Source organism: Promicromonospora sp. NPDC050262 (assembly GCF_040655935.1).
Classification (GTDB): Bacteria; Actinomycetota; Actinomycetes; order Actinomycetales; family Cellulomonadaceae; genus Promicromonospora.
The window spans coordinates 157,470-181,958 of record NZ_JBFAKX010000005.1 but is presented as its reverse complement, the minus strand read 5'-3'; the positions used below and the strand labels follow the sequence as shown (position 1 = coordinate 181,958).

Here is a 24,489-nt window from a genome sequence, read left to right as displayed (position 1 = left end):
TAGGCGGGGCCCGGACGCTCCCGTATCGGCGGATGTCGGCGGGGTCTTTGCAGTGCCCGTCAGTTGGTGGCGGTACGCTGCCTCACCACCAGGGGTGAGGAGGCCCGATGACTGAGCCACGCGTGCCGGCGCGAGTTCGGCGTGTCGCCTCCGAGGACCAGGCACGCGAGCTCGCCGCCGAGCTGCAGCGCCAGGGTCGCCGCTGGCCCGTGGTGGTCATCTCGACCCCGGCCGGGCACTCCGTGCCCTTCGTGGACCCGCAGCGGGTGCTCGACGACGTCGCCGGGCTCGCCGAGGTCGTCGTCATCCCCACGGGCGACGTGTCGTGGGAGTTCTCGTCGGGCATGCCGCCCGACACGCAGGTCTACGGCGGTGCGTCCCGCGTCTACGGCACCGAGCTGGAGTGGGTGCACCAGCCCCGCCGCTCGCCGTTGCACTTCGCGTACTCGCCGGACGAGGACGCCCACGTGCGCGAACGCCTGGTCGGCGACGTCATGCGGTTCGCGGTGCGTGCCGGGATCGTCGGCGCGGCGCGGTCCGCCCCGGACGCGACGACCATCGAGGGCCGGGTGCTGGGCGTGCTCGGTACGCGAGCCCTGGTCAGCACGGACGACGGCGGCCAGGTCACCGTCGCGGAGGAGCTCGTCCTGGCCGACGTGCCGCTCGCCCGCGTCCTCGCGCCCGGCATGCGTGTCACCGGTGTGCTCGACCCGGTCCGCCGGCTCCTCGACGTGCGCGGCATGCTGCCCGACGGCGACGCGTTGCGCCGGGCGGTGCACCTCGCCTACCGCGTGGGCCAGGTGGTGCTGGGCCGGGTGGAGAGCGTCGAGGACGAGGCGGTGCGCATCGCGCTGGCGCCCGGTGTCCACGTGCGCGTGCGCCGCGCCGACATCACAGGCAACGACCTGGACCTCCTGAGCGACCTCTTCACGGTGGGCGAGGTGATCCTGGCCCGCCGGGTGCCGGCGCCCCTGGACGGCCTGGCGCTGCGGCTGGACGACGTCGACGAGTCCGAGGACCGGCCCGTCCCCGCCATCGCGCTGCTCGACGGCGGGCCGCCGTGGCTCGAACCCCCGGAGCCGGAGCCCGAGCTGCCCCGGCTCGACGGCCCGCTGGTGGTGGGTTCGCTGGCCGAGCCCCACGAGCCCGTCGACCTCGGCGGGACCAGACCGGCCAGGTCCACCGGCCCGCCCACCCCTGCCGACCTGTTCGGCCTGCGCCCCGCCGACGTCGGACCGGTGCCGACGCCGGCCGGCGGCCAGCGCAAGCCGACCCCGGGCGACGTGGCCGCCTGGCACGCCGGCGGGCACGACGCCCTGCCCTCGCCCACGGCGGCCGAGGCGTCGCCGGAGCCGGCCGGCAAGGCCGCCCGTGACCTCAGCCTGTCCCTCGACGCGGCGCGATCCCGGGTGGGCGCGCTGGAGAAGGAGCTGCTGGACGACAAGGTCCGACGGCGCCAGGTCGAGCTGGAGGTCGACCGCCTGCTGGGGCGTGTCGGCGAGCTCACCGAACGGCTCGACCGCAGCGAACGCCGGGCGGAGCAGCAGGCCACGGCCCTGCGCAAGGCCCGGCAGGAGGCCGCGCGCCTCCGCCGCCGGCTCGGCGACGCCGGCGTGGAGGTACCCGAGGAGCGGTACTTCGCCGACGACGAGGAGCAGCTCCGGTTCGAGGTGCTCACCGAGTGGGCCCGCGCGATCCCCGCGGCGGAGAAGGCCGGGCGCCCCCTGGCCGACTACACGCTCGGCCCGCGGTTCCTCGCCTCCCTGACCGAGGTCGAGGGCGTGAGCCGCGACCGCGTGGTCTGGACGCTCGTCATGGTGCTGACCGGGCTCGCGCTCGACATGAACGGCCTGCAGGTGCACCGCCTCCGCACGGGCGCCGGCGGCGACGACCCGTTCCGGCACCGGGACGACGGCGCTGTGTGTTGGCGGGTGTCGCTGCAGGTCAACACGCCGTCGGCCCGCAGGCTGCACTACTGGAAGCTGCCGGGCGGCGCCTACGAGCTGTCGCGCGTGGTGCTCCATGACGACGTGGAGCCCTGACCGCGGTCCTTCTCGTCCAGCTCCTCCAGCAGGTTGCGGATCTCCGACCGCACGAAGTCGCGCGTCGCGACCTCCGAGAGGGCGAGACGCAGCGCCGCCATCTCGCGGGCCAGGTACTCCGTGTCGGCGAGGTTGCGCTCGCCGCGCTGCCGGTCCTGCTCCGCCGTGACGCGGTCGCGGTCGTCCTGCCGGTTCTGCGCCAGCAGGATCAAGGGCGCGGCGTAGCTGGCCTGCAGCGACAGCATCAGGGTCAGCGCCGTGAACCCGTTGGCCGCGCTGTCGAAGCGCAGGTGCTCCGGGGCCCAGATGTTCCACGCGAGCCAGAGCAGGCAGAACACCGTGAGGTAGATGAGGAACCGTGGCGTGCCCAGGAACCGGGCGATGGCCTCCGTGGCCTTGCCGACGGCGTCGTCGTCCAGCCGGAAGCGGGGGACCAGGCTGCGCCGCTGCGCGAGGGGGGTGTCGAGACGGTCAGGCACGGTCGCCCCTCCGTCGTGCGGGGCGTGCCGCCGGGGCCGACTGCGCGGCGATCGCCTCCATGCGCTCGTCGTCGCTGCCGCGCCAGTTGTCCGGGAGGATGTGGTCCAGCACGTCGTCGACCGTGACCACGCCCAGCAGCCGCCGCTGGGCGTCGAGCACCGGGAGCGCGAGCAGGTCGTACGCCGCGAGCAGGCGCGTCACCTGGCCCACCGACGCGTCGTGGGTCAGCCACTCCGTCTCCGTGTCCAGCACCGACGCCACCGCCGCGTGCGGAGGCTCCCGCAGCAGCCGCTGGAAGTGTGCGACGCCGAGGAACCGCCCCGTCGGCGTCTCCAGCGGCGGCCGCACCACGAACACCAGGGAGGCGAGCGCGGGCGGCAGCTCGGAGCGCCGGATCTGGGCCAGAGCGGTGGCGATGGTGTCGTCCGCGCCCAGGATCACGGGCTCCGTGGTCATCAGACCGCCCGCCGTGTCCTCGGCGTACTCCAGCAGGCGGCGGACGTCGGCCGCCTCGTCCGGCTCCATCAGGTTCAGGAGCTGGGCGGCCTGCTCGCCGGGCAGCTCGTTCAGCAGGTCGGCGGCGTCGTCCGGCTCCATGACCTCCAGCACGTCGGCCGCGCGGTCGCGGTCCAGGCCCGACAGGATCGACACCTGCGCGTCCTCCGGGAGCTCCTCCAGCACGTCGGCGAGGCGCTCGTCGTCCAGCGCGACGGCGATCTCCAGCCGGCGCGCCGCCCCCAGGTCGCGGATCACGTCCGCGAGGTCGGCCGCACGCATGTCCTCGTACGCCTCCAGCAGCCGGGCGGCACCCTGCTCGGCCGACCGGCTGGTGAGGTCCTGCACGGCGTCCACCGGCACGGTCAGGGTCGAGCCCCGCCGGAACGGGGCCGCCCCGCGCGTCGACCGCCGCCGGACGAAGAGCTGGTCCACCAGCCAGTCACCGGTGCGCTGCTGCGCGATCGAGACGTCCTCGATCGTCACCTCGCCCGAACCGTCCTTGAGCTGGACCCGGCGGTCCAGGAGCTCGCCCAGCACCACCGACTCCATGGCCCGCTGCTCGAACCGCCGCATGTTCACCAGGCCCGTGCTGATCACCTGGCCCGCGTCGATGCTCGTCACCCGCGTCAGCGGGAGGAAGACCCGCCGCCGGCCCGGGACCTCGACCACCAGACCCACCGCCCGCGGCGCGCCCTTCGCCCGGACCAGCACGACGACATCACGGACCCGGCCCACCTGGTCGCCGATGGGATCGAAGACGGCGGTGCCTGCCAGACGTGCGACGAAAACCCTGGTGCTGGCGCTCACGCTGGTCAGCCTACGACCCGTGTCGGGGCGTCGCTCCTCGCCACTATCGTCCGGGTAGGGGAGACTATGGGGTATGAGCATGTCTCGCCCGGGTGCCGTCCCGAAGGTCCCGACCCTGCCGGCCGGTGACGAGGTTGCCGCGTACTCCACCTACCTGGAGGCGCAGAAAGCGGTCGACTACCTCTCCGACAACAAGTTCCCCGTCGAGAACGTCACCATCGTGGGCACCGACCTGCGCATGGTCGAGCGTGTCACGGGGCGGCTCACCTACGGCCGGGTGGCGCTCGCGGGCGCCCTCTCCGGCGCGTGGTTCGGTTTCTTCGTGGGCCTGCTGCTCACGCTCTTCGCGGGATCCTCAGGGTTCCAGGTGATGTTCGCCGGTATCGCGCTCGGTGCGGGCTTCGGCCTGCTGTTCTCGATCCTGTCGTACTCGTTCACGGGCGGACGGCGCGACTTCACGTCGTCGTCGCAGATCGTGGCCGCCGCCTACGCGATCCTCTGCGGCCACGAGCACGCGAGCGACGCACGGGCGCTGCTCGTGCAGTCGCCGGGCGGCCTGGGCAAGGCCCGCGGCGCCGCCTCGGTCGGGGTCCCGGCCCCGGCGGCGCCCGCGCCCGCGGCTCCGGCCCCCGGTGTCGCGCCGACGGCGCCCGCCGCGCCGGCGACGCCCCGGACCCCGGACCCGCGCTGGGTCACGCCCTCGGGCGAGCCCCGGTACGGCGCGATGCGGCCAGGTGCCGCCGGTGCCGCGCCGGCCGACGCGCCGGTCCCGCCTTCGGACGACCCCTCCGACCCGCCGGCCGAGGCCGGCGAGCCGGACGACGCCCCGACGTCGCGCACGACGCCCCAGCAGGGCAACCCGTACGCGCCGCCGACCGACGACCAGAAGTAGGTCAGCGCAGCGAGGCCATCCAGGCCTCGACGTCCTCCGGCCGGCGGGGCAGCGCCGCCGAGAGGTTCTCGTTGCCGTCCTCGGTGACCAGCACGTCGTCCTCGATGCGCACGCCGATGCCGCGGAACTCCTCGGGGACGGCGAGGTCGTCGGCCTTGAAGTAGAGGCCCGGCTCGATGGTGAACACCATGCCCGGCTCCAGGGTGCCGTCGAGGTAGAGCTCGCGGCGCGCCTGCGCGCAGTCGTGCACGTCGAGGCCGAGGTGGTGCGACGTGCCGTGCACCATCCAGCGGCGGTGCTGCTGGCCGTCCTCGTCCAGCGCCTCGGCGGCCGTCACGCCGTCGGGCAGGAAGCCCCACTCCTCGAGGCGGGCCGCGATGACCTCCATGGCCGCCGCGTGGATGTCGCGGAACTTGGTGCCCGGCGTGGCTACGGCGAACGCGGCATCGGCCGCGTCCAGCACCGCCTGGTAGATCTTGCGCTGCACGTCGGTGTACTCGCCGTCCACGGGCAGGGAGCGCGTGACGTCGGCGGTGTAGAGGGAGTCGACCTCGACGCCGCCGTCGAGCAGCAGCACGTCGCCCGACCGGACCTCGCCGTCGTTCCGGATCCAGTGCAGGGTCGTGGCGTGCTCGCCCGAGGCCGCGATGGTCTCGTAGCCCACGGCGTTGCCCTCGAGGCGCGCGTGCCCGTCGAAGGTGGTCTCGACGACGCGCTCGCCGCGGCGGTGCTCCTTGGCGGCGGGCAGCGCGCGGACGACGGCCTCGAAGCCCTCGATGGTGCGGGCCACGGCCTCGCGCATCTGCTGGATCTCGTACTCGTCCTTGATCAGCCGAAGCTCGGACGTGGCCTCGACGAGCACGTCGTCGGACAGGAGCTGCTCGTCCTCGGTCTCGCCGGCCTCCAGCCGGAGCTCCTCGACGAGCGCCTCGATCGCGTCGTCCGCGCCGGTCACCACGAGCAGGCGGACACCGCCGTCGCCCACGTCCTTGGCCAGGGCGTCGCCCAGCTCGTCGATGTGGCGGGCCTCGATGCCGGTCAGGGTCTCGATGTCGGCCAGCGACGGGCGGGCGCCCACCCAGAACTCGCCGTACCGCGCGTCGGCGTAGAACTCCTCGTTGTCGCGCGGGGCGAGGGGGCGCACGTAGAGCACGGCGTGGTGGTTGGAACCGGCGTCGCCGGCGCCGTCCTCCACGGGGTGCAGCACCAGCACGGCGTCGGGCTCGCGGTCGGTGCCCAGGCCCGTGAGGTGCGCGAACGCCGAGTGCGGCCGGAACCGGTAGTCGGTGTCGTTCGACCGGGGCTTGAGCGAGCCCGCCGGGATCACGAGACGCGCGCCGGGCAGACGCTCGGAGAGCGCGGAGCGGCGGGCGACGGTGAACGGCGCGGCGTCCGACGGCGTCAGGCCGAGCTCGGCGCGCGGGGCCCACTGCGACATCACGAAGTTCTTGAACGCGGTCGAGGCGGGGCGGTGCGAGCGGTTGGAGCCGCGGTCCGCGGTCCCCTGCTCGTCAGGCTGAGAAGTGGTCGTGGGCTCGCTCATGCGCCCAGTGTTTCACGCACGCCGACCGAAGTCGGCAAGCGCCCGGGTGAGCACCCGGTTGAACGCGGAGGGGGCCTCCGTGTTCACGTCGTGCCCCGCGCCGGGGACGACGACGAGTGCACCGTCGCGGGCGGCGGCGAGGTGTCGCTGCTCCCCGATGCGCATCGCGTCGCGCGCACCGTTGACGAACCAGACCGGCACCTGCGCGGCGCGCACGTTCGCGATCGAGGAGCGTCCGGCGAGGTGCGTCAGCGCGTCCGTGACGACGTCCCAGGTGGGCCGGTACATCTCGGCGGTCTGCAGCGGCGCGATCTCGATCTGCGCCAGGTCTGCGCCACCCGGGGCGCTCCGCAGCGGGCGGAACGGCAGCGTGGGCACCGAGAGACGTGCGCGGTGCACGGTCGGGTGCACGACACGGCCGGTCAGGCGGCGGGAGAGGTAGGCGGCGTTCGCCACGGTCCTCGCGACGTCCCGGTAGAGCCGCACGGGCTTGCCCTTCGGGTCGGACGTGCAGCCCGCGGCCAGCACGCCCACCAGGCGGTCGGTGGCCTCCGGCCGCGCGGCCCAGGCGAGCGACGTGTAGCCGCCCAGCGACAGGCCGACCAGGGCCACGGGCCCGGACGGGAGGGAGGCGACGGCGTCGTCCACGGCCTCGAAGGCGCCGTCCATGGTGAACCGGTCGTGGCGGCGCGACCCGTGCGCCGGCAGGTCGACCGCGACGGCCTCGTGGCCGGCCGCGCGCAGGTGCTCGACCTGGTTCTCCCAGATCGCACCGGAGCTGCGCATGCCGTGCACGAAGACCACGCTCGTAGGGGTGGTGTGCTCAGGCTCGTGGTTGCTGCTCATCGCCTTCGATGATGCGGGATCGGCTTGGGCACGCGGCGTACGACGGCGGAACACGGCGTGAACGTGCTGTGTGGGCTTGCTGTCGCGCCGCCCGCGGCGTGCTGCACCTCACCACGTCCCGGTGCGTCCCCGGGGCCCGGGGATCTCTACCCTTGTGGGGTGATCGACCTCCACACGCACTCCACCGCGTCCGACGGCACCGACTCGCCAGCGCGCCTGGTGGAGGTCGCCGCCCGCGCCGGCATCGGCACGCTGGCCATCACGGACCACGACACGACGTCGGGCTGGGCCGAGGCGGCCGAGGCCGCCGGCCGGTTCCAGGTGAGCCTGGTCCGCGGCGCCGAGATCTCCGCGATCGCCCGGACACCGGGCTGGGGCACCGGCGTCCACCTGCTGGCCTACCTGCACGACCCGACGCACCCCGACCTGCTGGGCGAGACCGAGCGCACCCGCGCGGACCGCGAGTCGCGGGCCCGGCGCATGGTGGACCTGCTGGCCGAGGACTTCCCGATCACCTGGGACGACCTGCTCGCCCAGACGAAGCCCGGCACCACGCTGGGCCGCCCGCACCTCGCGGACGCGCTGGTGGTGGCGGGCGTCGTCCGCGACCGGGACGAGGCGTTCGCCACCATCCTGCGCCCTGGCACCCGCTACTACGTGGGCCACTACGCGCCCGACGCCGTCGCCGCAGTCCGGGCCGTCCGCGCGGCGGGCGGTGTGCCGGTGCTCGCGCACCCCGGGGCGGACGCCCGCGGCCGGATCGTGCCGGACTCGACGATCGAGGAGCTCGCCGCGGCGGGGCTGGCGGGGCTCGAGGTGGACCACCGCGACCACACGCCCGACACGCGCCGGCGCCTGCGCGACCTCGCCGAGTCGCTGGGCCTGCTGGTCACGGGGTCGAGCGACTTCCACGGGGCGGGCAAGCAGAACCGGATCGGCGAGAACACCACGGCGCCCGCCGTGCTCGAGGCCATCGCGGACCAGGGGGCGCTGGAGGTGCTCGGGTGAGCTGGTTCGACGTCGCGCTGTTCACCGAGGTGTTCGTGACGCTGTTCGTGATCATGGACCCGCCCGGGACGGTGCCGGTGTTCCTCGCGCTCACCTCGCGGATGACGGCGCAGGACCGCAAGCGGGCGGCGCGTACCGCGATCTTCGTGGCGTTCGGCGTGATCGTGGTGTTCGCGCTGTTCGGCCAGCTCCTGCTGGAGCACATGGGCATCTCGCTCGCGGCGCTGCAGGCGTCGGGCGGCCTGCTCCTGCTGCTCGTGGCGCTGGAGCTGCTCATGGGCAAGATGGACGCGGGCGAGACCGACTCCGGCGGGTCCACCAAGAACGTGGCCCTGGTGCCGCTGGCGACGCCGCTGCTGGCCGGGCCGGGCACGATCGTCGCCACCATGGTGTTCGTGCAGCAGGGCGTGAGCGCCGGCGAGTCGCCGGTGGGGCACTACGCCTCGATCGGGGTCGGCATCGTCGCGGTGTGCATCTGCACCTGGGCCGCGATGCGGTTCGCGGGGCTGGTGCACCGCGTGCTCAAGGACTCCGGCGTCACCCTGGTCACCCGGATCGCGGGCGTGCTGCTCGCGGCGATCGCCACGCAGATGATCGCGAACGGCGTGATCGAGTTCGTGCGCACGGTCTGACCTCGTCCGGCTGGGGTGCGGCTCAGACGTCGATCGTCTCCAGGGTGACCCGTACCGGCTTCTCCGGGACGAGCTTCTCGGCCTGCCGCACCTTCTTCTTCATCGGCAGCACGTAGCCGCCGTTGCTGTCGCTCGGGAAGACCGACGTGGTCCAGGTGGTCGCCCCGACCGTGACCCGTACCCGGATCGAGCCGAACCCGCGCGGCGGCAGCGGGAGGTCGGCCAGCTCGTCGGAGTGCTCCGGGGGCACGGTCACGAACCACCAGGAGTCGGTACGCACCTGCCACTGCCACAAGGGGGCGGCGAACTCGATCTGCACGCTGCTGAGCCTGTCAGAAACCCGGGAAACTGTCAGACCCACAGGTCACCGGGGTGACCTGTGGGTCTGACACGTTCAACGGCTCCAGATCAGGAGTCGGCCTGGGTTCCTTCGGCCGGGCGCCCGCCGCGCGTGCGGCGACGGCTGCGGCTCCGGCGGCGGCGCTGACCGTCGTCCTCGCCGCCCGACGCCGGGCGGTCGGCGGGGGCGCCCTCGGAGCCGGCTGCCGGGCCGGCGTCGGTGCGGGAGGCCGAGCGGGAACCGCCGTGCGAGCCGCCGCCCTGACGACCGCCCGAACGGCTGCCGCCGGGGCGACCGCCGCCCGAGCGCGAGCCGCTGTTGCGCTTGCCCGTCTCGCCCAGGTCCTCGAGCTCCTCGGCGTCCAGGCCGGCGAGGTGCTGCGCGGACCGCGGCAGGCGGCCCTTGGTGCCCTCGGGGATGTTCAGGTCCGCGTACAGGTGCGGCGACGTCGAGTAGGTCTCGACCGGCTCCGGGAAGCCGACCTCGAGTGCCTTGTCGATGAGCGACCAGCGCGGCACGTCGTCCCAGTCGACGAACGTGACGGCGGTACCCGTGTTGCCGGCGCGGCCGGTGCGGCCCACGCGGTGCAGGTAGGTGCGCTCGTCCTCGGGGCACTGGTAGTTGACCACGTGGGTCACGTCCTCGACGTCGATGCCGCGGGCGGCGACGTCGGTCGCGACGAGCACGTCGATCTTGCCGTTGCGGAACGCGCGCAGCGCCTGCTCGCGGGCGCCCTGGCCCAGGTCGCCGTGGATCGCGCCGGCGGCGAAGCCACGGGACTGCAGCTCCTCCGCGACCTTGGCGGCCGTGCGCTTGGTGCGCGCGAACACGATGCTGCGGCCGCGGCCCTCGGACTGGAGCAGACGCGCCAGCACCTCGACCTTGTCCAGGGCGTGGGCCCGGTACACGACCTGCTTGATGTTCTTGACGGTCGCGCCCTCGTCGTCCGGCTCGGCGGCGCGGATGTGCGTGGGCTGCTTCATGTAGCGGCGGGCCATCGAGACGACGGCGCCCGGCATGGTCGCGCTGAACAGCATGGTGTGCCGCTGCGCGGGGGTGCGGGCGAGGATCTTCTCGACGTCGGGCAGGAACCCGAGGTCGAGCATCTCGTCGGCCTCGTCGAGGACCACGGTCGCGGCGCGCAGCAGCGTGAGGTGCCCCTGGTTGAGGAGGTCGATCATGCGACCGGGCGTGCCCACCACGACGTCGACGCCGGACTTCAGCGCGTCGATCTGCGGCTCGTACGCGCGGCCGCCGTAGACCTGCACGATGCGGACGCTGCGCTTGGCGGACGCGGTGGCCAGGTCGTTCGCGACCTGGACCGCGAGCTCGCGGGTCGGGACCACGACGACGGCCTGCGGCTTGCCGGGGGCGACGAGCTCGTCGTAGCCGGGCTCGCCCGGGGCCACGACGCGGTGCAGCAGCGGGACGCCGAAACCGAGCGTCTTGCCGGTACCGGTCTTGGCCTGGCCGATGATGTCGTGCCCGCTCATCGCGACGGGCAGCGTCATGGCCTGGATGGGGAACGGGTGGGTGATGCCCGAGTCCAGCAGCGCGGCGACGATCTCGGGGCGGACGCCGAAGTCCGCGAACGTCACGTTCTGCGCCTGGATGGCGGACGGGGAGGAGTAGTCGGGCCCCGAGGCCACGGTGGGCTCGGGGTCGGTCACGGTGGCCGCGCTCGCGGCCGGGGTGTCGGTGGTAGTCACTGGCGCCTTCATCTTCTCGCGGCGCGGTGGGCCCTCATGGCCCGGCGATCGCGCCTTCGTGCGGCAGCCGATCGTGAAAATCATCGCGCGCCGGGCGGGGAGGCCCAGGCTGCGCGTCCTGTCGGCGGCCTCACGGAGGAGGTCGGAGCACAGGCTCGGGGGTCGGAACGTGACGACCGGGCAACCGATGTACGTCGTTCATGGTACGCGCAGGATGTTTCCGTGTGGTTAGCGAAACGCCTCCCGCACCCCGTTAGTAACGAACGCCACGTGGCGGAGGGCCCTCGCGGGCCCCGTCCGCCACGTGGCGTCGGATACCGCAGGGATCAGACGGCGCCGAAGCCGACCTTGCGCTGCTCCTCGGAGCCGATCTCGACGTAGCCGATGGCGCTGCCAGGGATGATCACCTGGCGGCCGCGGGAGTCGGTGAGCTCGAGGGGGCCGCCGGCCAGGGCCTTCTTGACGGCCGTCGCGACGGCGTCCGCGCTCTCGTCGGTCTCGACCACGACCTCGCGCGGCAGGTGCTGCACACCGATGGTGACGTCCACGTTTACTCCAGTTCGGTCGGGGATTGCGCCGTGTGCCCGGTGGTCCGGGTACCCGGCCTGACGATCCTAGTCACGCACCGGGGCGGTCGGCCCGCGGTTTCGCCGTGAGCCGATACGTGTCCACATCCTGTGGACGACATCGTGGGCCCGCGAGCCGGTGCGTGGCACCATGGTCGGCGTGAAGAGCCCGCGGCAGGACCCTCGGCGCGCCATGCTCGCGCTCGGTCTCTGCCTGGCGCTCGGCCTCGGCGCGGGCGTCGCCGTGACGATGAGCACCGAGCCCGAGGCGTCCGCGGCCGCCGTGGCCGGAGTGGTCGAGGACAACCTCGGCGTCGAGGCGGGCGACGCGATCCGGGACGCGTACGAGGCGGCCAGGTCGGGCGACCGCACGGCGCCGCCGGTCCCGGCCGTCCCCCTGGACGCCGGCGCGGCCGTCGAGGCCGAGGCCGCGCCGGAGCTGGACGCCGCCGACGCGACCGGCCTTCCGTCACCCGCGGCGTCCGGCCTGCCCTCGGCGGACGCGCCGTCCGCCGGCAAGTCGGCCCCGCCGGCGCCCGCCACCGTCCCCGAGCCGACGCCGGAGCCCGGCTCCGGTCTGCTCGGTACGCGGGTGAGCGTGAAGCCGGAGCTGTCCGGCAAGCTCGTGGTGGCGAGCGGGTCGCGCGCGGCGCCGGCAGAGGGCAAGGTCTGGCGGGTCCAGATCGCGGTCGAGAAGGGCCTGCCGGTGGATCCGGAGGCGTTCGCCGAGGCCGTGCTGGCGACGCTGAACGACCCGCGCGGCTGGAACGGCGCGGACGGGTCGACCTTCGCCTGGACCGACTCGGACCGCTACGACGTGCGCGTCGTGCTCGCGAGCCCCGGCACGACCGACCGGCTCTGCCTCCCGCTGGACACGATCGGCGAGCTCTCGTGCGGCATCGAGGAGACCGCCGTGCTCAACTTCAAGCGCTGGGCCACGGGGTCCGAGGCGTGGAAGAACGTCGGGAACTACCGGCACTACCTGGTGAACCACGAGGTGGGGCACGTGATCGGGTACCACCACGACCTGTGCCGGGGCAAGGGCGAGCACGCCACCGTGATGGTGCAGCAGACCAGAACGACGAGCGGCTGCATCCCGCAGCCGTGGCCCGCCCCGGACGCGGGCTGAGACCGGGATCACTGCGCCCCCACCGGGGGTGAACCGGACATTCGCGACGCCTCCGCGCGGGGCGTCGGGGAGTGTCAGTGGCTCGTGGTTCGATCGTCCGCGTGACACCGACCCTCACCCTCGCACCTCGGCTGGCGCCGCCCGGGACCCGTCCCGCCGGCGCCACCTCCGTGCGGCTCGACGACAGCCAGGCGGCCGCCGTCGAGTCCGCACTGAGCCGGCCCGCGACGCTGGTCCTGGGGGCCCCGGGGTCGGGCCGGACGACGGTGGCCTGCGAGGTGGCGGTCCGGGCGCTGATGTCCGGGGTGCAGCCGGAGCGGGTCCTGGTCCTGGCGTCGTCGCGTCGTGCGGCGGCGCGGCTGCGGGACGAGGTGGCGGCCCAGGCCGGCCGCACGGTCGGCGCCCCGATGGTGCGCACGGCGTCGTCGGCCGCGTTCGCGGTGCTGCACACGCGCGCCGCGGCGCTCGGGCAGCCCACGCCGACCCTGGTCTCCGGCCCCGAGCAGGACCTCGTGCTGGCTGAGCTGCTCGCCGGGCACGTCGCGGGCGAGGGGCGGCCCCTGCGGCTGCCGGTCGGGCTGCCGGAGGAGTCGCTGGGCCTGCGCGGCCTGCGCCAGGAGCTGCGGGACCTGCTGATGCGGGCCGCCGAGCGTGGCCTCGGGCCGGTCGAGCTCGACGAGATGGGGCGTGCCCACGACCGCCCTGAGTGGATCATGGCCGCGCAGCTCTACGAGGAGTACCTCGACACGATGGCGCTGCGGCTCGCCACGCCCGACGCCGGGCCGCGGTACGACCCCGCCGTCGTGATCGACGAGGCCGCGGAGTCCCTGCGCTCCTGGGAGGACGAGGTGCCGGGCGCGCCGCGGCCGACCTGGGACCTGGTCGTGGTGGACGACTACCAGGAGGCGACGGCCGCGACGGTCCGCCTCCTGCGCGTGCTGCACGACGACGGCGCGCGGCTGGTCCTGCTGTCCGACCCGGACTCCGCCGTCCAGACGTTCCGCGGCGCCGCGCCGGGGCTCACCGGCCGCGCCGCCGCGCCCGCCGGCCCCGGGCGTGCCTTCGGCGCGTTCGACGCCGAGACGGTGGTGCTCGGGACGGTCTGGCGTCAGCGGCCGGAGCTGCGTGCCGTGACCCGCGCGGTGACGAACCGGATCCCGGTGTCGGCGAGTGCGCTGCACCGCCGCGCGACGGCGCGTGCGGACGAGAAGCCCGCCGCCGAGGACGCGCCGCCGGCCGTCCAGGTGGCGGTGCTCGCGGGCGCCGCTCAGGAGGCGGCGTGGATCGCGCGCGAGCTGCGTGCGGAGCACCTGCTGCGGGGCACGCCCTGGGAGCGCATGGCGGTGATCGCGCGCAGCGGCACGCGGCTGGGGGCACTGCGGCGCGAGCTGGTCTCGGCGTCGGTGCCCGTGGCGCTGCTCGGGTCGGACCTGCCGCTGCGCGACGAGCCCGCCGTGGCGCCGCTCCTGGCCGCCGTGAAGACGTGCGCGGGCGCGCCGCGCGGGAGCCTGGAGGCACTGATCGCCGAGGAGCTCGACGGCGACGAGCCCGTGCTGGACCCGGAGACGGCGGCGCTGCTGCTCATCTCGCCGATCGGCGGGCTCGACGCGGTGGCTCTCCGGCGCCTGCGGCGCGCCCTGCGGGCGGAGGAGCTCTCCGCGGGTGGCGGCCGCACCTCGGACGCGCTGCTCGTCGAGGTGCTCGCGGACCCGGCACGCGCGGCCCTGCTGCCCACGCAGGTCCGGCGCGGACCGCTCGCGGTGGCCCGGGTGCTCGCCGCGGGCCGGGAGGCGGCGGGGGAGCCGGGCGCCACGGCGCAGACCGTGCTCTGGGCGGCCTGGGCCGCGACCGGCCTGGCCGAACGGTGGAGTGCCGCGGCCCTGGCCGGCGGCCCCGCGGGCCTGCGGGCCGACCGGGACCTCGACGCCGTGCTCGCGCTGTTCCGTGCGGCCGAGACGTTCGTTGACCGGATGCCGGGTGCGCCGGTCGGCGCCTTCGTCGACTACCTGGCGTCGCAGGACCTGCCGGCCGACTCCCTGGCGGCCTCCGCGCAGGGCACGGGCGCCGTGGAGGCGCTCACGCCGCCCGGCGCGGCGGGGCGGGAGTGGGACGTGGTCGTCGTCGCCGGCGTGCAGGACGGCGTGTGGCCCGACCTGCGGCTGCGCGACTCCCTGCTCGGCTCCCAGGCGCTCGTCGAGCTCATCGCGGGCCGGTCCGAGGATGGCCGGGTGGTGGGCGCCGAGGCCCGCCGCCAGGTGCTCACCGACGAGCTGCGCGCCTTCGCCGTGGCGGTCTCGCGCCCCCGGCGGCGGCTGCTCGTGACCGCGGTGGAGGACACCGAGGAGTCCCCGAGCGTGTTCTGCGACCTCGTGTCCCCCCGGGACGACGGCGGCGACGGGCCGGACCCGCGGCGGGTCCCGGTCGGCCCGCCGCTCGACCTGCGCGGGGTCGTGGCCGCGGCGCGCTCGGAGCTCGTGCGGACGGCGGCCGGACCTGAGCCGGCACGCGGTGCGCAGCCCGCGGCGGCGCTGCTCGCCGACCTCGCTGCGGCCGGCGTGGCCGAGGCGGACCCGAGCACCTGGTACGGCGTGGCCGGCGTCTCGAGCGAGGTGCCGCTGTGGGGCGCCCGGGACACGGTGACCGTGTCGCCCTCCAAGGTCGAGACGGTGACCACCTGCGCCCTGCGGTGGGCGTTCGAGTCGGCGGGCGGCACCAAGCCGGACGCCACGCACCAGACCCTCGGCACGCTGCTCCACTCGATCGCGCAGAGCCACCCGAAGGGTTCGCTCACCGACCTGAGGACGGAGCTGGACCGCCGCTGGCCCGAGCTCGCCCTGCCCGACGGCTGGCCGTCGCTGCAGCTGCGCAAGCGTGCCGAGCGCATGGTGGAACGGCTGGCGGAGTACCTGGGGGACTCGGGGGAGCCGCTGCTCGTCGAGGCCGACTTCGACCTGCGGGTGGGGCGCGCCCGGCTGCGCGGCCAGGTGGACCGTGTCGAGGACGCCGGCGACGGCGGCGTGACCGTGGCCGACCTCAAGACCGGCAAGACCGCGGCCAGCAAGGACAAGGCGGCGGAGAACCCGCAGCTCGGCGCCTACCAGCTCGCCGTCGAGGAGGGTGCGCTCGACCTGCCCGAGGGCACGGTCAGCAAGGGCGCGAGCCTCGTCTACGTCGGCACCGAGACGGTCTCGGCGAGCGTGCGGAACCAGCCGGCGCTCGCCCCCGACGCCGAGGGCAACAGCTGGGCGCGCGACACCGTCGAGGGCGCCGCCGACACCATGGCCGCCGCCCGGTTCGCGGCCCGGAACAACGACCTGTGCGAGATGTGCGCGGTGCGGCGGTCCTGCCCGCTGCAGCCCGAGGGACGGAAGGTGGTCGAGTGACCGGGCACGAGCCGGAGATCCGCCTGTCGGCCCGGGCCATCGCACGGCTGCTGGGGCGGCACGAGCCCACCGACGAGCAGGTCCGCGTCATCGAGTCCCCGCTGGAGCCCGCCCTCGTCGTCGCGGGCGCGGGCTCCGGCAAGACGGAGACCATGGCCGCGCGCGTGGTGTGGCTGATCGCCAACAAGCTGGTCCACCCCGAGCAGGTGCTCGGCCTCACCTTCACGCGCAAGGCCGCGGGCGAGCTCACCCAACGCGTCCAGACCCGGCTCGCCCAGCTCAACCGTGCGCTCGGCGAGGAGTCGGGCGAGGCGCTGGCGGGCCTGGACCTCGACCGCCCCACCGTCGCGACCTACAACGCCTACGCCGCCTCCCTCGTGGCCGACCACGGCCTCCGCCTCGGCGTCGAGCCGAGCGCCCGCCTCCTCGGTCAGGCCGAGCAGTGGCAGCTCGCGTCGCAGGTGGTGGAGTCCTGGGACGAGGACCTCGCCACCGACCGGGCCGTCAGCACCGTGACCGCGGCCGTCGTGGCGCTGTCCGACGCGCTGGGCGAGCACCTCGTGGACCCCGCGGACGCCCGCGCCCGGCTCGCCGACATGGCCGAGCACCTCGAGTCCGTGCCGCTCGGCCCGCGGCAGAAGAGGCGCACCAAGGACGTGGACAAGCTCATCGGCTCGATCGCCGAGCGGGCCCGGTTCGTGGACCTCGTGGTCGAGTACCGCCGTCGCAAGCGCATCGCCGAGGCGCTCGACTTCGGCGACCAGGTGTCGTTCGCCGCGCAGCTCGCCCGCGAGGTGCCCATGGTGGGCGCCGCCGAACGGGCCCGGTTCGAGGTGGTGCTGCTCGACGAGTACCAGGACACCTCCTACGCCCAGGTCGAGCTGCTCTCCGGCCTGTTCGGCGGCGGGCACCCGGTCACCGCTGTCGGCGACCCGCACCAGTCCATCTACGGGTGGCGCGGCGCCTCCGCCGCGGGCCTCGCACGCTTCCCCGACCGCTTCCAGCGCGACGACGGCGTCCCCGCCGCCGTGCACTACCTCTCCACGTCCTGGCGCAACGACGCCGCCGTCCTCACCGCCGCGAACATCGTGTCCGGGCCGCTGCGCTCGCGGACCGGCGCGGCCGCGACCGTCGAGGTACCGCCGCTGGACCTGCGGCCCGGCGCCGGCGAGGGCGTGGTGACGGCGCACGTCGCGGCCACTCTGGAGGAGGAGGCCGAGGCAGTCGCCGAGTGGGTGGCCGAGCGGTGGCGTTCCGGCGCCCACCCGGACGGGCGGGCCACGGCCGCCGTGCTCTGCCGCGCGCGGGCCCAGTTCCCCGCGATCGAGGTGGCGCTGCGCCGCCGCGGCCTCCCGGTCGAGGTGGTCGGCCTGGGCGGCCTGCTGTCCACGCCCGAGGTGGTCGACGTCGTGGCGCTGCTGCAGGCCGCGCACGACCCGTCGCGCGGCGACTCCCTGCTGCGCCTGCTTACCGGCCCGCGCCTCAACCTCGGCGCGGCCGACCTGCACGCGCTCGGGTCCTGGGCGGCCGACCTGGCCCGGCTGGACGACCCGCGCCGGGCAGCGGCCGCCTCGGCCGAGCCCGTGCCGGACGACGACCTGCGCGTGGTCGAGGGCGACATCTCCGACCACCGCTCGATCGTGGACGCGCTCGACGACCTCCCGCCGGCGGGCGAACCGGCGCGCGACGGCCGCGTGCTGTCGGAGGACGCGCACCGCCGGCTGGCGGCGCTCGCCCGGCTGCTGCGCGACCTGCGCGGCCTCACCTACCTCTCGCTCCCTGAGCTGGTCGTCCAGGCCGAGCGCGCGCTCGGCCTCGACGTCGAGGCGGCCACCGCCCTCGCGCTGGCCGGCGCCGGGGTGGGCGGCGCGGTGAGCGACCGCGGGCGCGAGCACCTCGACGCGTTCCGGGACGTCGCGGCGTCGTTCGCGCAGTCCTCGGACACGGCGACGCTCGGCGCCTTCCTCGCCTGGCTCGGCGTCGCGGGCGAGCGGGAGCGCGGGCTCGACATGCCGGTGCACGAGCCCGACCCGGACGCCGTCCAGGTCATCACGGCGCACGCCGCGAAGGGTCTGGAGTGGGACGCCGTGGCCGTGGCCGGCCTGGCCGACGGCGCGTTCCCCACCTGGGACCGCGGCTCCAGGTCGGGCGAGTCGTCGTCCGGCTGGCTGTCCGACCTCGGCGAGCTGCCCTACCACCTGCGCGGGGACGCGGACGACCTGCCCCGCTTCGACTGGGAGCACGCCTCCGACACCAAGGATCTCGTCGCGCTGCGGGACGAGTTCAAGGCCGAGTGCGGCGAGCACCGCCTCGCCGAGGAGCGCCGGCTGGCCTACGTCGCGTTCACGCGGGCCCGGCGCGAGCTCTTCCTCACCGCCTCCTGGTGGGGCACGGCGAGCCGCCCGCGCGGCGTCTCCCCGTTCCTCGCCGAGCTGGCCGACGCCGAGCTGGTCAAGGCGGACCTGTGGGCCCCGATGCCGGAGCCCGACGCCGAGAACCCGCGCAACGCGGAGGAGATCACGGCCGTGTGGCCGGCCCCGGACGGGGGTTCGGACGAACGACGGCCTGACCAGCAGCCCACCGCCCGCGACGTCCTGCGCGCCACGGCCGCACTCGTGGACGAGGCGGCCGACGAGCGCCTGGTCGCGCTCGCCGCCATGCGCCTCCCGGCGGACGCGCTGACCGCGCCGCAGGGCGTCCTCGCCGACGCGGCCGGCCACGACCTGGTCGACCTGGCCCGGATGCTCCTGGCCGAGCGGAACCGGCACGCGGACCGCGAGGTCGCGTTCCCGGCGCACGTCTCGGCCTCGGGGCTGGTGCGGCTCGCCGCGGACCGCGACGCGTTCGCCCTCCAGCTCCGCCGGCCCGTGCCGGTGCAGCCCACCGTGCACGCCCGGCGCGGCACCCGGTTCCACGAGTGGGTGGAGCAGTTCTTCACGTCCGCCACGCTGCTCGACGTCGACGACCTGCCCAGCGCCGAGGACGACGACCTCCCGGAGGACACCGACCTCGACAAGCTGCGCGACACCTTCCTGGGCTCGGAGTGGTCGGCGCGGATGCCCGTCGCGGTCGAGGTCGACGTCGAGACGCCGGTCGCCGGCGTCATGCTGCGCTGCCGCATGGACGCCGTCTTCAAGGACCCGGCGACGGGTCCGGACGCCGTCGTGGTGGTCGACTGGAAGACGGGCCGCGAGCCGCTCGACGCGACGGCGCGCGCCGCGCGCGAGGTGCAGCTCGCCGTGTACCGGCTGGCGTGGTCCCGCTGGACGGGGCTGCCGCTGGAACAGGTGAGCGCGGCCTTCTACTACGTGGGTTCGGACACCACGGTGCGCCCGGACAGGCTCCTCGACGAGGCCGAGCTCGAGGCGCTGATCCGGGGCGCCTGACCACCGGCGACGGCGGAGTCAGTCCTCGATCGGCCCGCCGAACCACTCCTCGATCAGGGAACGCGCGATCGAGGTGTGCCCGGGCAGGCCCAGGTGCCCGTCCGCGACCGCGGTGGCGACCTCGTCGCGGGTGAACCAGTCGGCCTCGGCGATCTCGTCCTCCTGCCGTACCAGCCCCGTGGTGGTCGCGCGGGCACGGAAGCCCAGCATGAGCGAGGCCGGGAACGGCCACGACTGGCTGCCACGGTACTCGATGGACGCCGGGTCGACGGCGACGCCGACCTCCTCCGCCGTCTCGCGCGCCACCGCCTGCTCCAGGCCCTCCCCGGGTTCCACGAAGCCGGCCAGCACCGAACGGCGGCCCAGGTCCCACTGCGGGCCGCGGGCCAGCAGCAGGCGGTCGTCCGCGTCGGTGATCGCCATGATCACCGCGGGGTCGGTGCGCGGGAAGTGGTTGGACTCGTCCGCCGGGCAGTGCCGCACCCAGCCGCCCTGCCGCACCTCGGTCCGCGTGCCGCACAGCGGGCAGTGCGTGTAGACCGCGTGCCACTGGGCGAGGGCGACCGCCTCGACCACCAGCCCCACCTCCAGGTCGGACGCGTCGAGCGAGCGGATGCCCGTCCACCCGGCGTCGAGGTCGGGTTCCGGCACGGGCTCGGCCCCGGCCCGGCGGTCCGGGTCGTCCAGCAGCGCGGCGAGGTGGGCGACGCCGTCGGCCTCCCCGAGAAAGAGGTGCGTCCGGACGGCCAGGTGCGCGACGTCGTCGGGCGCGAAGAAGGCGAGTCGCTGCTCCACCGTGGCGACGCGGGTGCCGCGCACCACCAGCACCCGCGTGGCCGGTTCCTTGAGCAGGTCGTCGAGGAGACCGGGCTCGGCGCGCCGGTGCGCGGCGCGGTCGTGGGCGGCGCGGGCGAAGGGGAGGTCGAGAGAACGCACGGGACGACGTTAGTCGCCCGCGGGAGCGCGCGATGCCAGACGTCTCGGGCGGAGACGCCGGACACGCCACGGTCCTGCCCCGTCGAGCGCCGGGCGCTGCTCTAGGGTGAGCACGTGTCCCGCACGCCCCTCGCTCTCGCCGCCCTCTCGACCGCCGCAGTGCCGGGTCTCGACGCCCGGTCGGTGCGCGTCGGAGACCTCGCCGGCGACTACGACGTCGCCGTCGTGACCGGCGCGGACGACCAGGAGTGGGTGGTGCGCGCGCCCCGCACGACGGTGGCCGGGGCCGCGCTGGAGGCCGAGATCGAGCTGCTCGATGCGCTCCGGCTCTACATCGACACGGGCGTGCTCCCGTTCGTGGTGCCGCAGGTCGCGGGGTACGCCCTCCTGCCGGAGGGCGGCCGCGCCGTCGTGCACCGCAGGATCATCGGCGACAACCTCGACGTCGAGGTCCTGGAGCAGGGCCCCGGGCTGGCCGCCGACCTGGGCCGGGCCATCGCGGCCATCCACGAGCTGCCGACGTCGGTCGTCGAGACGTGCGGGCTGCCCAGCTACACCGCGTCCGAGTACCGCGAGCGTCGGCTCACCGAGGTGGACGAGGCCGCGAAGACCGGCCGCGTCCCGCCCACCCTGCTGCGCCGCTGGGAGACCGCCCTGGAGGACGTGTCGCTGTGGCGGTTCAAGCCCGTCGTCACGCACGGCGACCTGGCCCCCGACCAGCTCCTCGTGGACCGGCAGCGGGTCGTTGCGGTCTCGGGCTGGGCGGAGGCCCGGGTCGCGGACCCCGCGGACGACCTCGCGTGGCTCATCGCCGCGGCGCCGATGGAGGCCGTGGACTCGATCATGGAGGCCTACCAGCTGCGCCGCACCGAGCTGAGCGACTCGCGCCTCGCCGAGCGCGCGATGCTCGTGGGCGAGCTGGCGCTCGCACGCTGGCTCCTGCACGGCGTGCGGCACCGGCTGCCCGAGGTTGTCGAGGACGCGACGTCGATGCTGGAGGACCTGGACGAGGCGACCCTCGACGAGGCCTGACCGGCGTCAGGCCGCGAGGGCCTGCTTCACCTGGGCGAGGCTCGGGTTGGTCGCGGCGGAGCCGTCCGGGTAGACCACCGTGGGCACGGTCTGGTTGCCGCCGTTGACCTGCTCCACGAACGCGGCGGCCTCGGGCTGCTCCTCGATGTCGATGACGGTGTAGCCGATGCCCTCGGAGTCGAGCTGCGTGCGCAGCCGCCGGCAGTACCCGCACCAGGTGGTCGAGTACATGAGGACGGTCCCGTCCTCGGGAATCGGCGTGGTCGTCTCGGACATCTGTTCTCCTTGTCGGTGGTTGCTGCGAGAATCGCAGACGATGCTCACCCAGACCAACTCCGCCGACGGTTCGAATCATCCTGGACCGATGAGCCCCGACGCGATCCTGACCGCGCTCGATCCCGAGCAGCGCGAGGTCGCTCTCGCGCTCAACGGGCCCGTGGTCGTGCTGGCGGGGGCGGGTACGGGCAAGACCCGCGCCATCACGCACCGCATCGCGTACGGCGTCCGCATCGGCGCGTACAAGCCGACCAGCGTGCTGGCGGTGACGTTCACGGCGCGTGCCGCGGGGGAGATGCGCACCCGTCTGCGGGGCCTGGGCGTCCAGGGGGTGCAGGCCCGGACGTTCCACTCCGCGGCGCTGCGGCAGCTCGGCTACTTCTGGCCGCGGGTGGTCGGCGGCGCCCCGCCGCGGCTGCAGGAGTTCAAGGCCCCGATCGTCGCCGAGGCCGCGCGGCGCGTCGGCCTCAGCGTGGACCGCGTGGCGGTCCGCGACCTGAGCAGCGAGGTGGAGTGGGCCAAGGTCTCGCTGGTCGCCGCGGACGACTACGAGAAGGCGGCGTACCGGACCGGCCGCGAGGCGCCGTCGGGCTACGACGCGCAGGCCGTGGCCCGCCTCATCACGGCGTACGAGGACGTGAAGACCGAGCGCGAGGTCATCGACTTCGAGGACGTCCTGCTCATGCTCGCGGACATGCTCAACAGCCACAAGATCGTGGCGGACGAGGTGCGCTCGCAGTACAAGCACTTCGTGGTCGACGAGTACCAGGACGTCTCGCCCCTGCAGCAGTTCCTGCTGGACCAGTGGCTGGGCGGGCGCAGGGAGCTGTGCGTCGTGGGCGACCCGTCGCAGACCATCTACTCCTTCACCGGCGCCACCCCGCGGCACCTCCTCGACTTCCGGCGCACCTTCCCGGAGGCGCAGGAGGTGCGCCTCGTGCGTGACTACCGCTCCACGCCCCAGGTGGTGAACCTCGCCAACGAGGTGCTCAAGCGGGCGGGCCGGGCGGGCGGCGCGCACCAGGCGCTCGAGCTGATCGCGCAGCGCGAGCCGGGCCCGGCGGTCGCCTTCACGGCGTACGACGACGACGAGGCCGAGGCGAAGGGCATCGCCACCCGGGCCGCGCGCCTGATCGGGTCGGGCGTGAAGCCCAGCGAGATCGCCGTGCTGTACCGCACCAACGCGCAGTCCGAGGCGTTCGAGGCCGCGTTCGCCGACGCCGGGGTGGGCTACCTCGTGCGCGGCGGCCAGCGGTTCTTCCAGCGCAAGGAGGTGCGGGACGCGCTGGTGCTGCTCCGGGGCGCGGCCCGGTCGGCCGACCCGGCGGCGTCCATGCCGGACCAGGTGCGCGACATCCTCGCCGCCGCCGGCTGGGCCGACCAGCCGCCGTCGGCCCGCGGCGCGGCCCGGGAGCGCTGGGACGCGATGCAGGCGCTCGTCTCGCTGGCCGACGACCTGGCGGCGGCCGCGACGCCGGAGAGCCCCGCGACCGTCTCCGGGCTCGTGGCGGAGCTCGACGAGCGGGCCTCCGCGCAGCACGCGCCGACGGTCGAGGGCGTCACGCTCGCCTCGCTGCACGCGGCGAAGGGCCTGGAGTGGGACGCGGTGTTCCTCGCGGGGATGAGCGAGGGCCTCATGCCCATCTCGCTGGCGGAGACCGACGACGCGGTGCACGAGGAGCGCCGGCTGCTGTACGTGGGGATCACCCGGGCCCGCGAGCACCTGGACGTGTCGTTCGCCCGCTCGCGCAACCCGGGCGGGCGGGCCACACGCAAGCGCACGCGGTTCCTCGACGGGCTCTGGCCGGACGAGCCGCGCGCGCCGCGCGCGGCTCGCGCCCGGACGGCGCCGAAGGGCCAGGCCCGCACGCAGCTCACCGGCGAGCACGACGCCGCGCTCTTCGACGCGCTGCGCGAGTGGCGCCGAGAGGTGGCCCGGGAGACCGACAAGCCCGCCTACACGGTGCTCACGGACGCGACCCTGGCGGCCATCGCGGAGATCCGACCTTCGGGCACGACCGAACTTGCTCGCGTGAACGGGATCGGTCCTGCGAAGATCGACAGGTACGGCCCCACGATCCTCGCGATCGTGGCGAACGCACCGGCTTCTTGAGCCGTTTCGGGCCCCTCCCGGGGTGGTCCGAAAAACTTCTCAAGAAAGTTTGGAAAAAGAGTTGGCTCGCCAAGGCGGCCCGGCATAGTGTTCACATGTCCCTGACAGCAGTGGGCGAGGCCGAGAGGCTTGGCCCGGATTCGAGTGAGGAGGTGGGTGCATTGGAGATGAACATGATTCCGCAGACGGATCTGCAGGTGTGCAAGCACGTGCTCGGCTACGAGCCCGTCCCGGCCACTGGCGCAGCTCTGCCTTTCCGCGCGCGCACTCACCGCGGAGGCGTCAAGCCGTCCGCTCTCGCACCCGACTCCGCATCTCCAGGAGACTCACCGGTCTGACGACCGAAGAGTTCCAGGCCGCGGAGTCCACCTAGGACCCGCGGCCTTAATTCTTGCCCGGAGACCCGGCCCCACCTCGGCCGGCCCGGCAAGGATCTAGCCCCTGGGTCCTGCACCACCAACGTTCATCGACGACGTTCCTTCAGGACACAGGAGACAACCGTGCGCCTCACTGCGCTCCTCGACACTCTTCCCCAGGGCGGCTCGGGCCCCTGGGACCCGCCTCAACACCCCGCCACGAGCGGGACCGGTTCGGACTCGGCGGAGTTCAACCGGCTCATGGACACACTGCTGCCGTGCCGTACCAACGACCCGGAGCTGTGGTTCGCCGAGCACAGCACCCAGGTGGAGCAGGCCAAGGCCCTCTGCCGGACGTGCCCCCTCATCGAGGGCTGCCTCGCGGGCGCCCTCGACCGTAACGAGCCGTGGGGCGTCTGGGGCGGCGAGGTCTTCGTGGACGGCGCCGTCGTAGCCCGCAAGCGCGGCCGTGGCCGGCCCCGCAAGTCGGAGAACGTCGCCGCCGCATGACCCGC

19 protein-coding genes are annotated in these 24,489 nt (G+C 74.4%); 10 read left to right on the top strand and 9 right to left on the bottom strand.

From position 1 onward, the window contains the following. The first annotated feature begins 107 nt into the window (after window positions 1-107). Complete coding sequence (locus AB0I29_RS10175) at window positions 108-2,042, top strand: hypothetical protein (protein ID WP_285103220.1); 1,935 nt, start codon at window positions 108-110, stop codon at window positions 2,040-2,042. Here AB0I29_RS10175 and AB0I29_RS10170 read toward each other — a convergent pair. Further along, a complete protein-coding gene (locus tag AB0I29_RS10170; protein ID WP_285103222.1) occupies window positions 1,997-2,521 on the bottom strand; it encodes a DUF1003 domain-containing protein in 525 nt (174 codons plus the stop codon). The two genes, AB0I29_RS10175 and AB0I29_RS10170, sit on opposite strands and share 46 nt — an antisense overlap. Beyond that, window positions 2,514-3,827 (bottom strand): CBS domain-containing protein, encoded by a 1,314-nt coding sequence (locus AB0I29_RS10165; protein WP_285103224.1) that lies wholly within the window; start codon window positions 3,825-3,827, stop codon window positions 2,514-2,516. Before AB0I29_RS10165 ends, AB0I29_RS10170 begins: the two co-directional genes overlap by 8 nt. A 73-nt stretch (window positions 3,828-3,900) precedes the next feature. On the opposite strand from AB0I29_RS10165, the gene AB0I29_RS10160 reads away from it, so the two are divergent. Beyond that, entirely contained in the window at window positions 3,901-4,719 is an 819-nt protein-coding gene (locus AB0I29_RS10160; RefSeq protein WP_357481137.1) for a general stress protein, read from the top strand. 1 nt (window position 4,720) lies between these two features. On the opposite strand, the gene AB0I29_RS10155 is transcribed toward AB0I29_RS10160, so the two are convergent. Both AB0I29_RS10155 and AB0I29_RS10150 read right to left on the bottom strand, forming a co-directional pair. Further along, window positions 4,721-6,262 (bottom strand): aminopeptidase P family protein, encoded by a 1,542-nt coding sequence (locus tag AB0I29_RS10155; protein WP_285103228.1) that lies wholly within the window; start codon window positions 6,260-6,262, stop codon window positions 4,721-4,723. Between the two features lie 12 nt (window positions 6,263-6,274). Then, the gene (locus AB0I29_RS10150; protein WP_285103230.1) at window positions 6,275-7,108 is read right to left on the bottom strand and encodes an alpha/beta hydrolase; all 834 of its coding nucleotides are present in this window, start codon (window positions 7,106-7,108) and stop codon (window positions 6,275-6,277) included. Between the two features lie 159 nt (window positions 7,109-7,267). On the opposite strand from AB0I29_RS10150, the gene AB0I29_RS10145 reads away from it, so the two are divergent. Both AB0I29_RS10145 and AB0I29_RS10140 read left to right on the top strand, forming a co-directional pair. Then, window positions 7,268-8,116 carry a PHP domain-containing protein gene (locus tag AB0I29_RS10145; RefSeq protein WP_357481133.1) on the top strand — a complete coding sequence of 283 codons (849 nt, stop codon included), beginning with the start codon at window positions 7,268-7,270 and terminating at the stop codon, window positions 8,114-8,116. Further along, window positions 8,113-8,748 (top strand): MarC family protein, encoded by a 636-nt coding sequence (locus tag AB0I29_RS10140; RefSeq protein ID WP_285103234.1) that lies wholly within the window; start codon window positions 8,113-8,115, stop codon window positions 8,746-8,748. The genes AB0I29_RS10145 and AB0I29_RS10140 overlap by 4 nt, the downstream gene beginning before the upstream one ends. A gap of 22 nt (window positions 8,749-8,770) precedes the next feature. On the opposite strand, the gene AB0I29_RS10135 is transcribed toward AB0I29_RS10140, so the two are convergent. The 3 genes from AB0I29_RS10135 to AB0I29_RS10125 all read right to left on the bottom strand — a co-directional run bounded on the left by AB0I29_RS10135 (window position 8,771) and on the right by AB0I29_RS10125 (window position 11,345). Next, the gene (locus AB0I29_RS10135) at window positions 8,771-9,067 is read right to left on the bottom strand and encodes a DUF1905 domain-containing protein (protein WP_285103237.1); all 297 of its coding nucleotides are present in this window, start codon (window positions 9,065-9,067) and stop codon (window positions 8,771-8,773) included. 89 nt (window positions 9,068-9,156) lie between these two features. Next, entirely contained in the window at window positions 9,157-10,797 is a 1,641-nt protein-coding gene (locus AB0I29_RS10130) for a DEAD/DEAH box helicase (protein ID WP_357481129.1), read from the bottom strand. A 326-nt stretch (window positions 10,798-11,123) separates the two neighbouring features. Continuing rightward, window positions 11,124-11,345 (bottom strand): DUF3107 domain-containing protein, encoded by a 222-nt coding sequence (locus AB0I29_RS10125; protein WP_285103239.1) that lies wholly within the window; start codon window positions 11,343-11,345, stop codon window positions 11,124-11,126. Window positions 11,346-11,523: 178 nt separating this feature from the next. On the opposite strand from AB0I29_RS10125, the gene AB0I29_RS10120 reads away from it, so the two are divergent. From AB0I29_RS10120 to AB0I29_RS10110, 3 genes are all read left to right on the top strand, one after another. Next, window positions 11,524-12,492 (top strand): DUF3152 domain-containing protein, encoded by a 969-nt coding sequence (locus AB0I29_RS10120; RefSeq protein WP_357481126.1) that lies wholly within the window; start codon window positions 11,524-11,526, stop codon window positions 12,490-12,492. 101 nt (window positions 12,493-12,593) lie between these two features. Next, entirely contained in the window at window positions 12,594-15,875 is a 3,282-nt protein-coding gene (locus tag AB0I29_RS10115; protein WP_357481123.1) for an ATP-dependent DNA helicase, read from the top strand. Continuing rightward, window positions 15,872-19,261, top strand: coding sequence for an ATP-dependent DNA helicase (locus AB0I29_RS10110; protein ID WP_357481120.1), 3,390 nt, complete (start codon window positions 15,872-15,874; stop codon window positions 19,259-19,261). The genes AB0I29_RS10115 and AB0I29_RS10110 overlap by 4 nt, the downstream gene beginning before the upstream one ends. A gap of 18 nt (window positions 19,262-19,279) precedes the next feature. On the opposite strand, the gene nudC is transcribed toward AB0I29_RS10110, so the two are convergent. Next, window positions 19,280-20,197 carry an NAD(+) diphosphatase gene (gene nudC, locus AB0I29_RS10105; protein ID WP_285103247.1) on the bottom strand — a complete coding sequence of 306 codons (918 nt, stop codon included), beginning with the start codon at window positions 20,195-20,197 and terminating at the stop codon, window positions 19,280-19,282. A gap of 114 nt (window positions 20,198-20,311) precedes the next feature. Here nudC and AB0I29_RS10100 point away from each other — a divergent pair, with 114 nt between their 5' ends. Beyond that, a complete protein-coding gene (locus AB0I29_RS10100) occupies window positions 20,312-21,229 on the top strand; it encodes a phosphotransferase (RefSeq protein ID WP_285103249.1) in 918 nt (305 codons plus the stop codon). A 6-nt stretch (window positions 21,230-21,235) separates the two neighbouring features. Here AB0I29_RS10100 and AB0I29_RS10095 read toward each other — a convergent pair whose 3' ends face one another. Next, window positions 21,236-21,505, bottom strand: coding sequence for a mycoredoxin (locus AB0I29_RS10095; RefSeq protein ID WP_285103251.1), 270 nt, complete (start codon window positions 21,503-21,505; stop codon window positions 21,236-21,238). 88 nt (window positions 21,506-21,593) lie between these two features. On the opposite strand from AB0I29_RS10095, the gene AB0I29_RS10090 reads away from it, so the two are divergent. Continuing rightward, window positions 21,594-23,618, top strand: a complete 2,025-nt coding sequence (locus AB0I29_RS10090) for an ATP-dependent DNA helicase UvrD2 (RefSeq protein WP_357481115.1) — start codon at window positions 21,594-21,596, stop codon at window positions 23,616-23,618. 500 nt (window positions 23,619-24,118) lie between these two features. Continuing rightward, entirely contained in the window at window positions 24,119-24,484 is a 366-nt protein-coding gene (locus tag AB0I29_RS10085; protein WP_285103255.1) for a WhiB family transcriptional regulator, read from the top strand. Window positions 24,485-24,489 lie beyond the last annotated feature (5 nt).

Bases quoted from the DNA above. Each gene is read 5' to 3' on its own strand.
- AB0I29_RS10175 (WP_285103220.1), top strand. From the start codon at position 108: ATGACTGAGCCACGCGTGCCGGCGCGAGTTCGGCGTGTCGCCTCCGAG.
- AB0I29_RS10160 (WP_357481137.1), top strand. From the start codon at position 3,901: ATGAGCATGTCTCGCCCGGGTGCCGTCCCGAAGGTCCCGACCCTGCCG.
- AB0I29_RS10155 (WP_285103228.1), bottom strand. From the start codon at position 6,262: ATGAGCGAGCCCACGACCACTTCTCAGCCTGACGAGCAGGGGACCGCG.
- AB0I29_RS10150 (WP_285103230.1), bottom strand. From the start codon at position 7,108: ATGAGCAGCAACCACGAGCCTGAGCACACCACCCCTACGAGCGTGGTC.
- AB0I29_RS10095 (WP_285103251.1), bottom strand. From the start codon at position 21,505: ATGTCCGAGACGACCACGCCGATTCCCGAGGACGGGACCGTCCTCATG.
- AB0I29_RS10090 (WP_357481115.1), top strand. From the start codon at position 21,594: ATGAGCCCCGACGCGATCCTGACCGCGCTCGATCCCGAGCAGCGCGAG.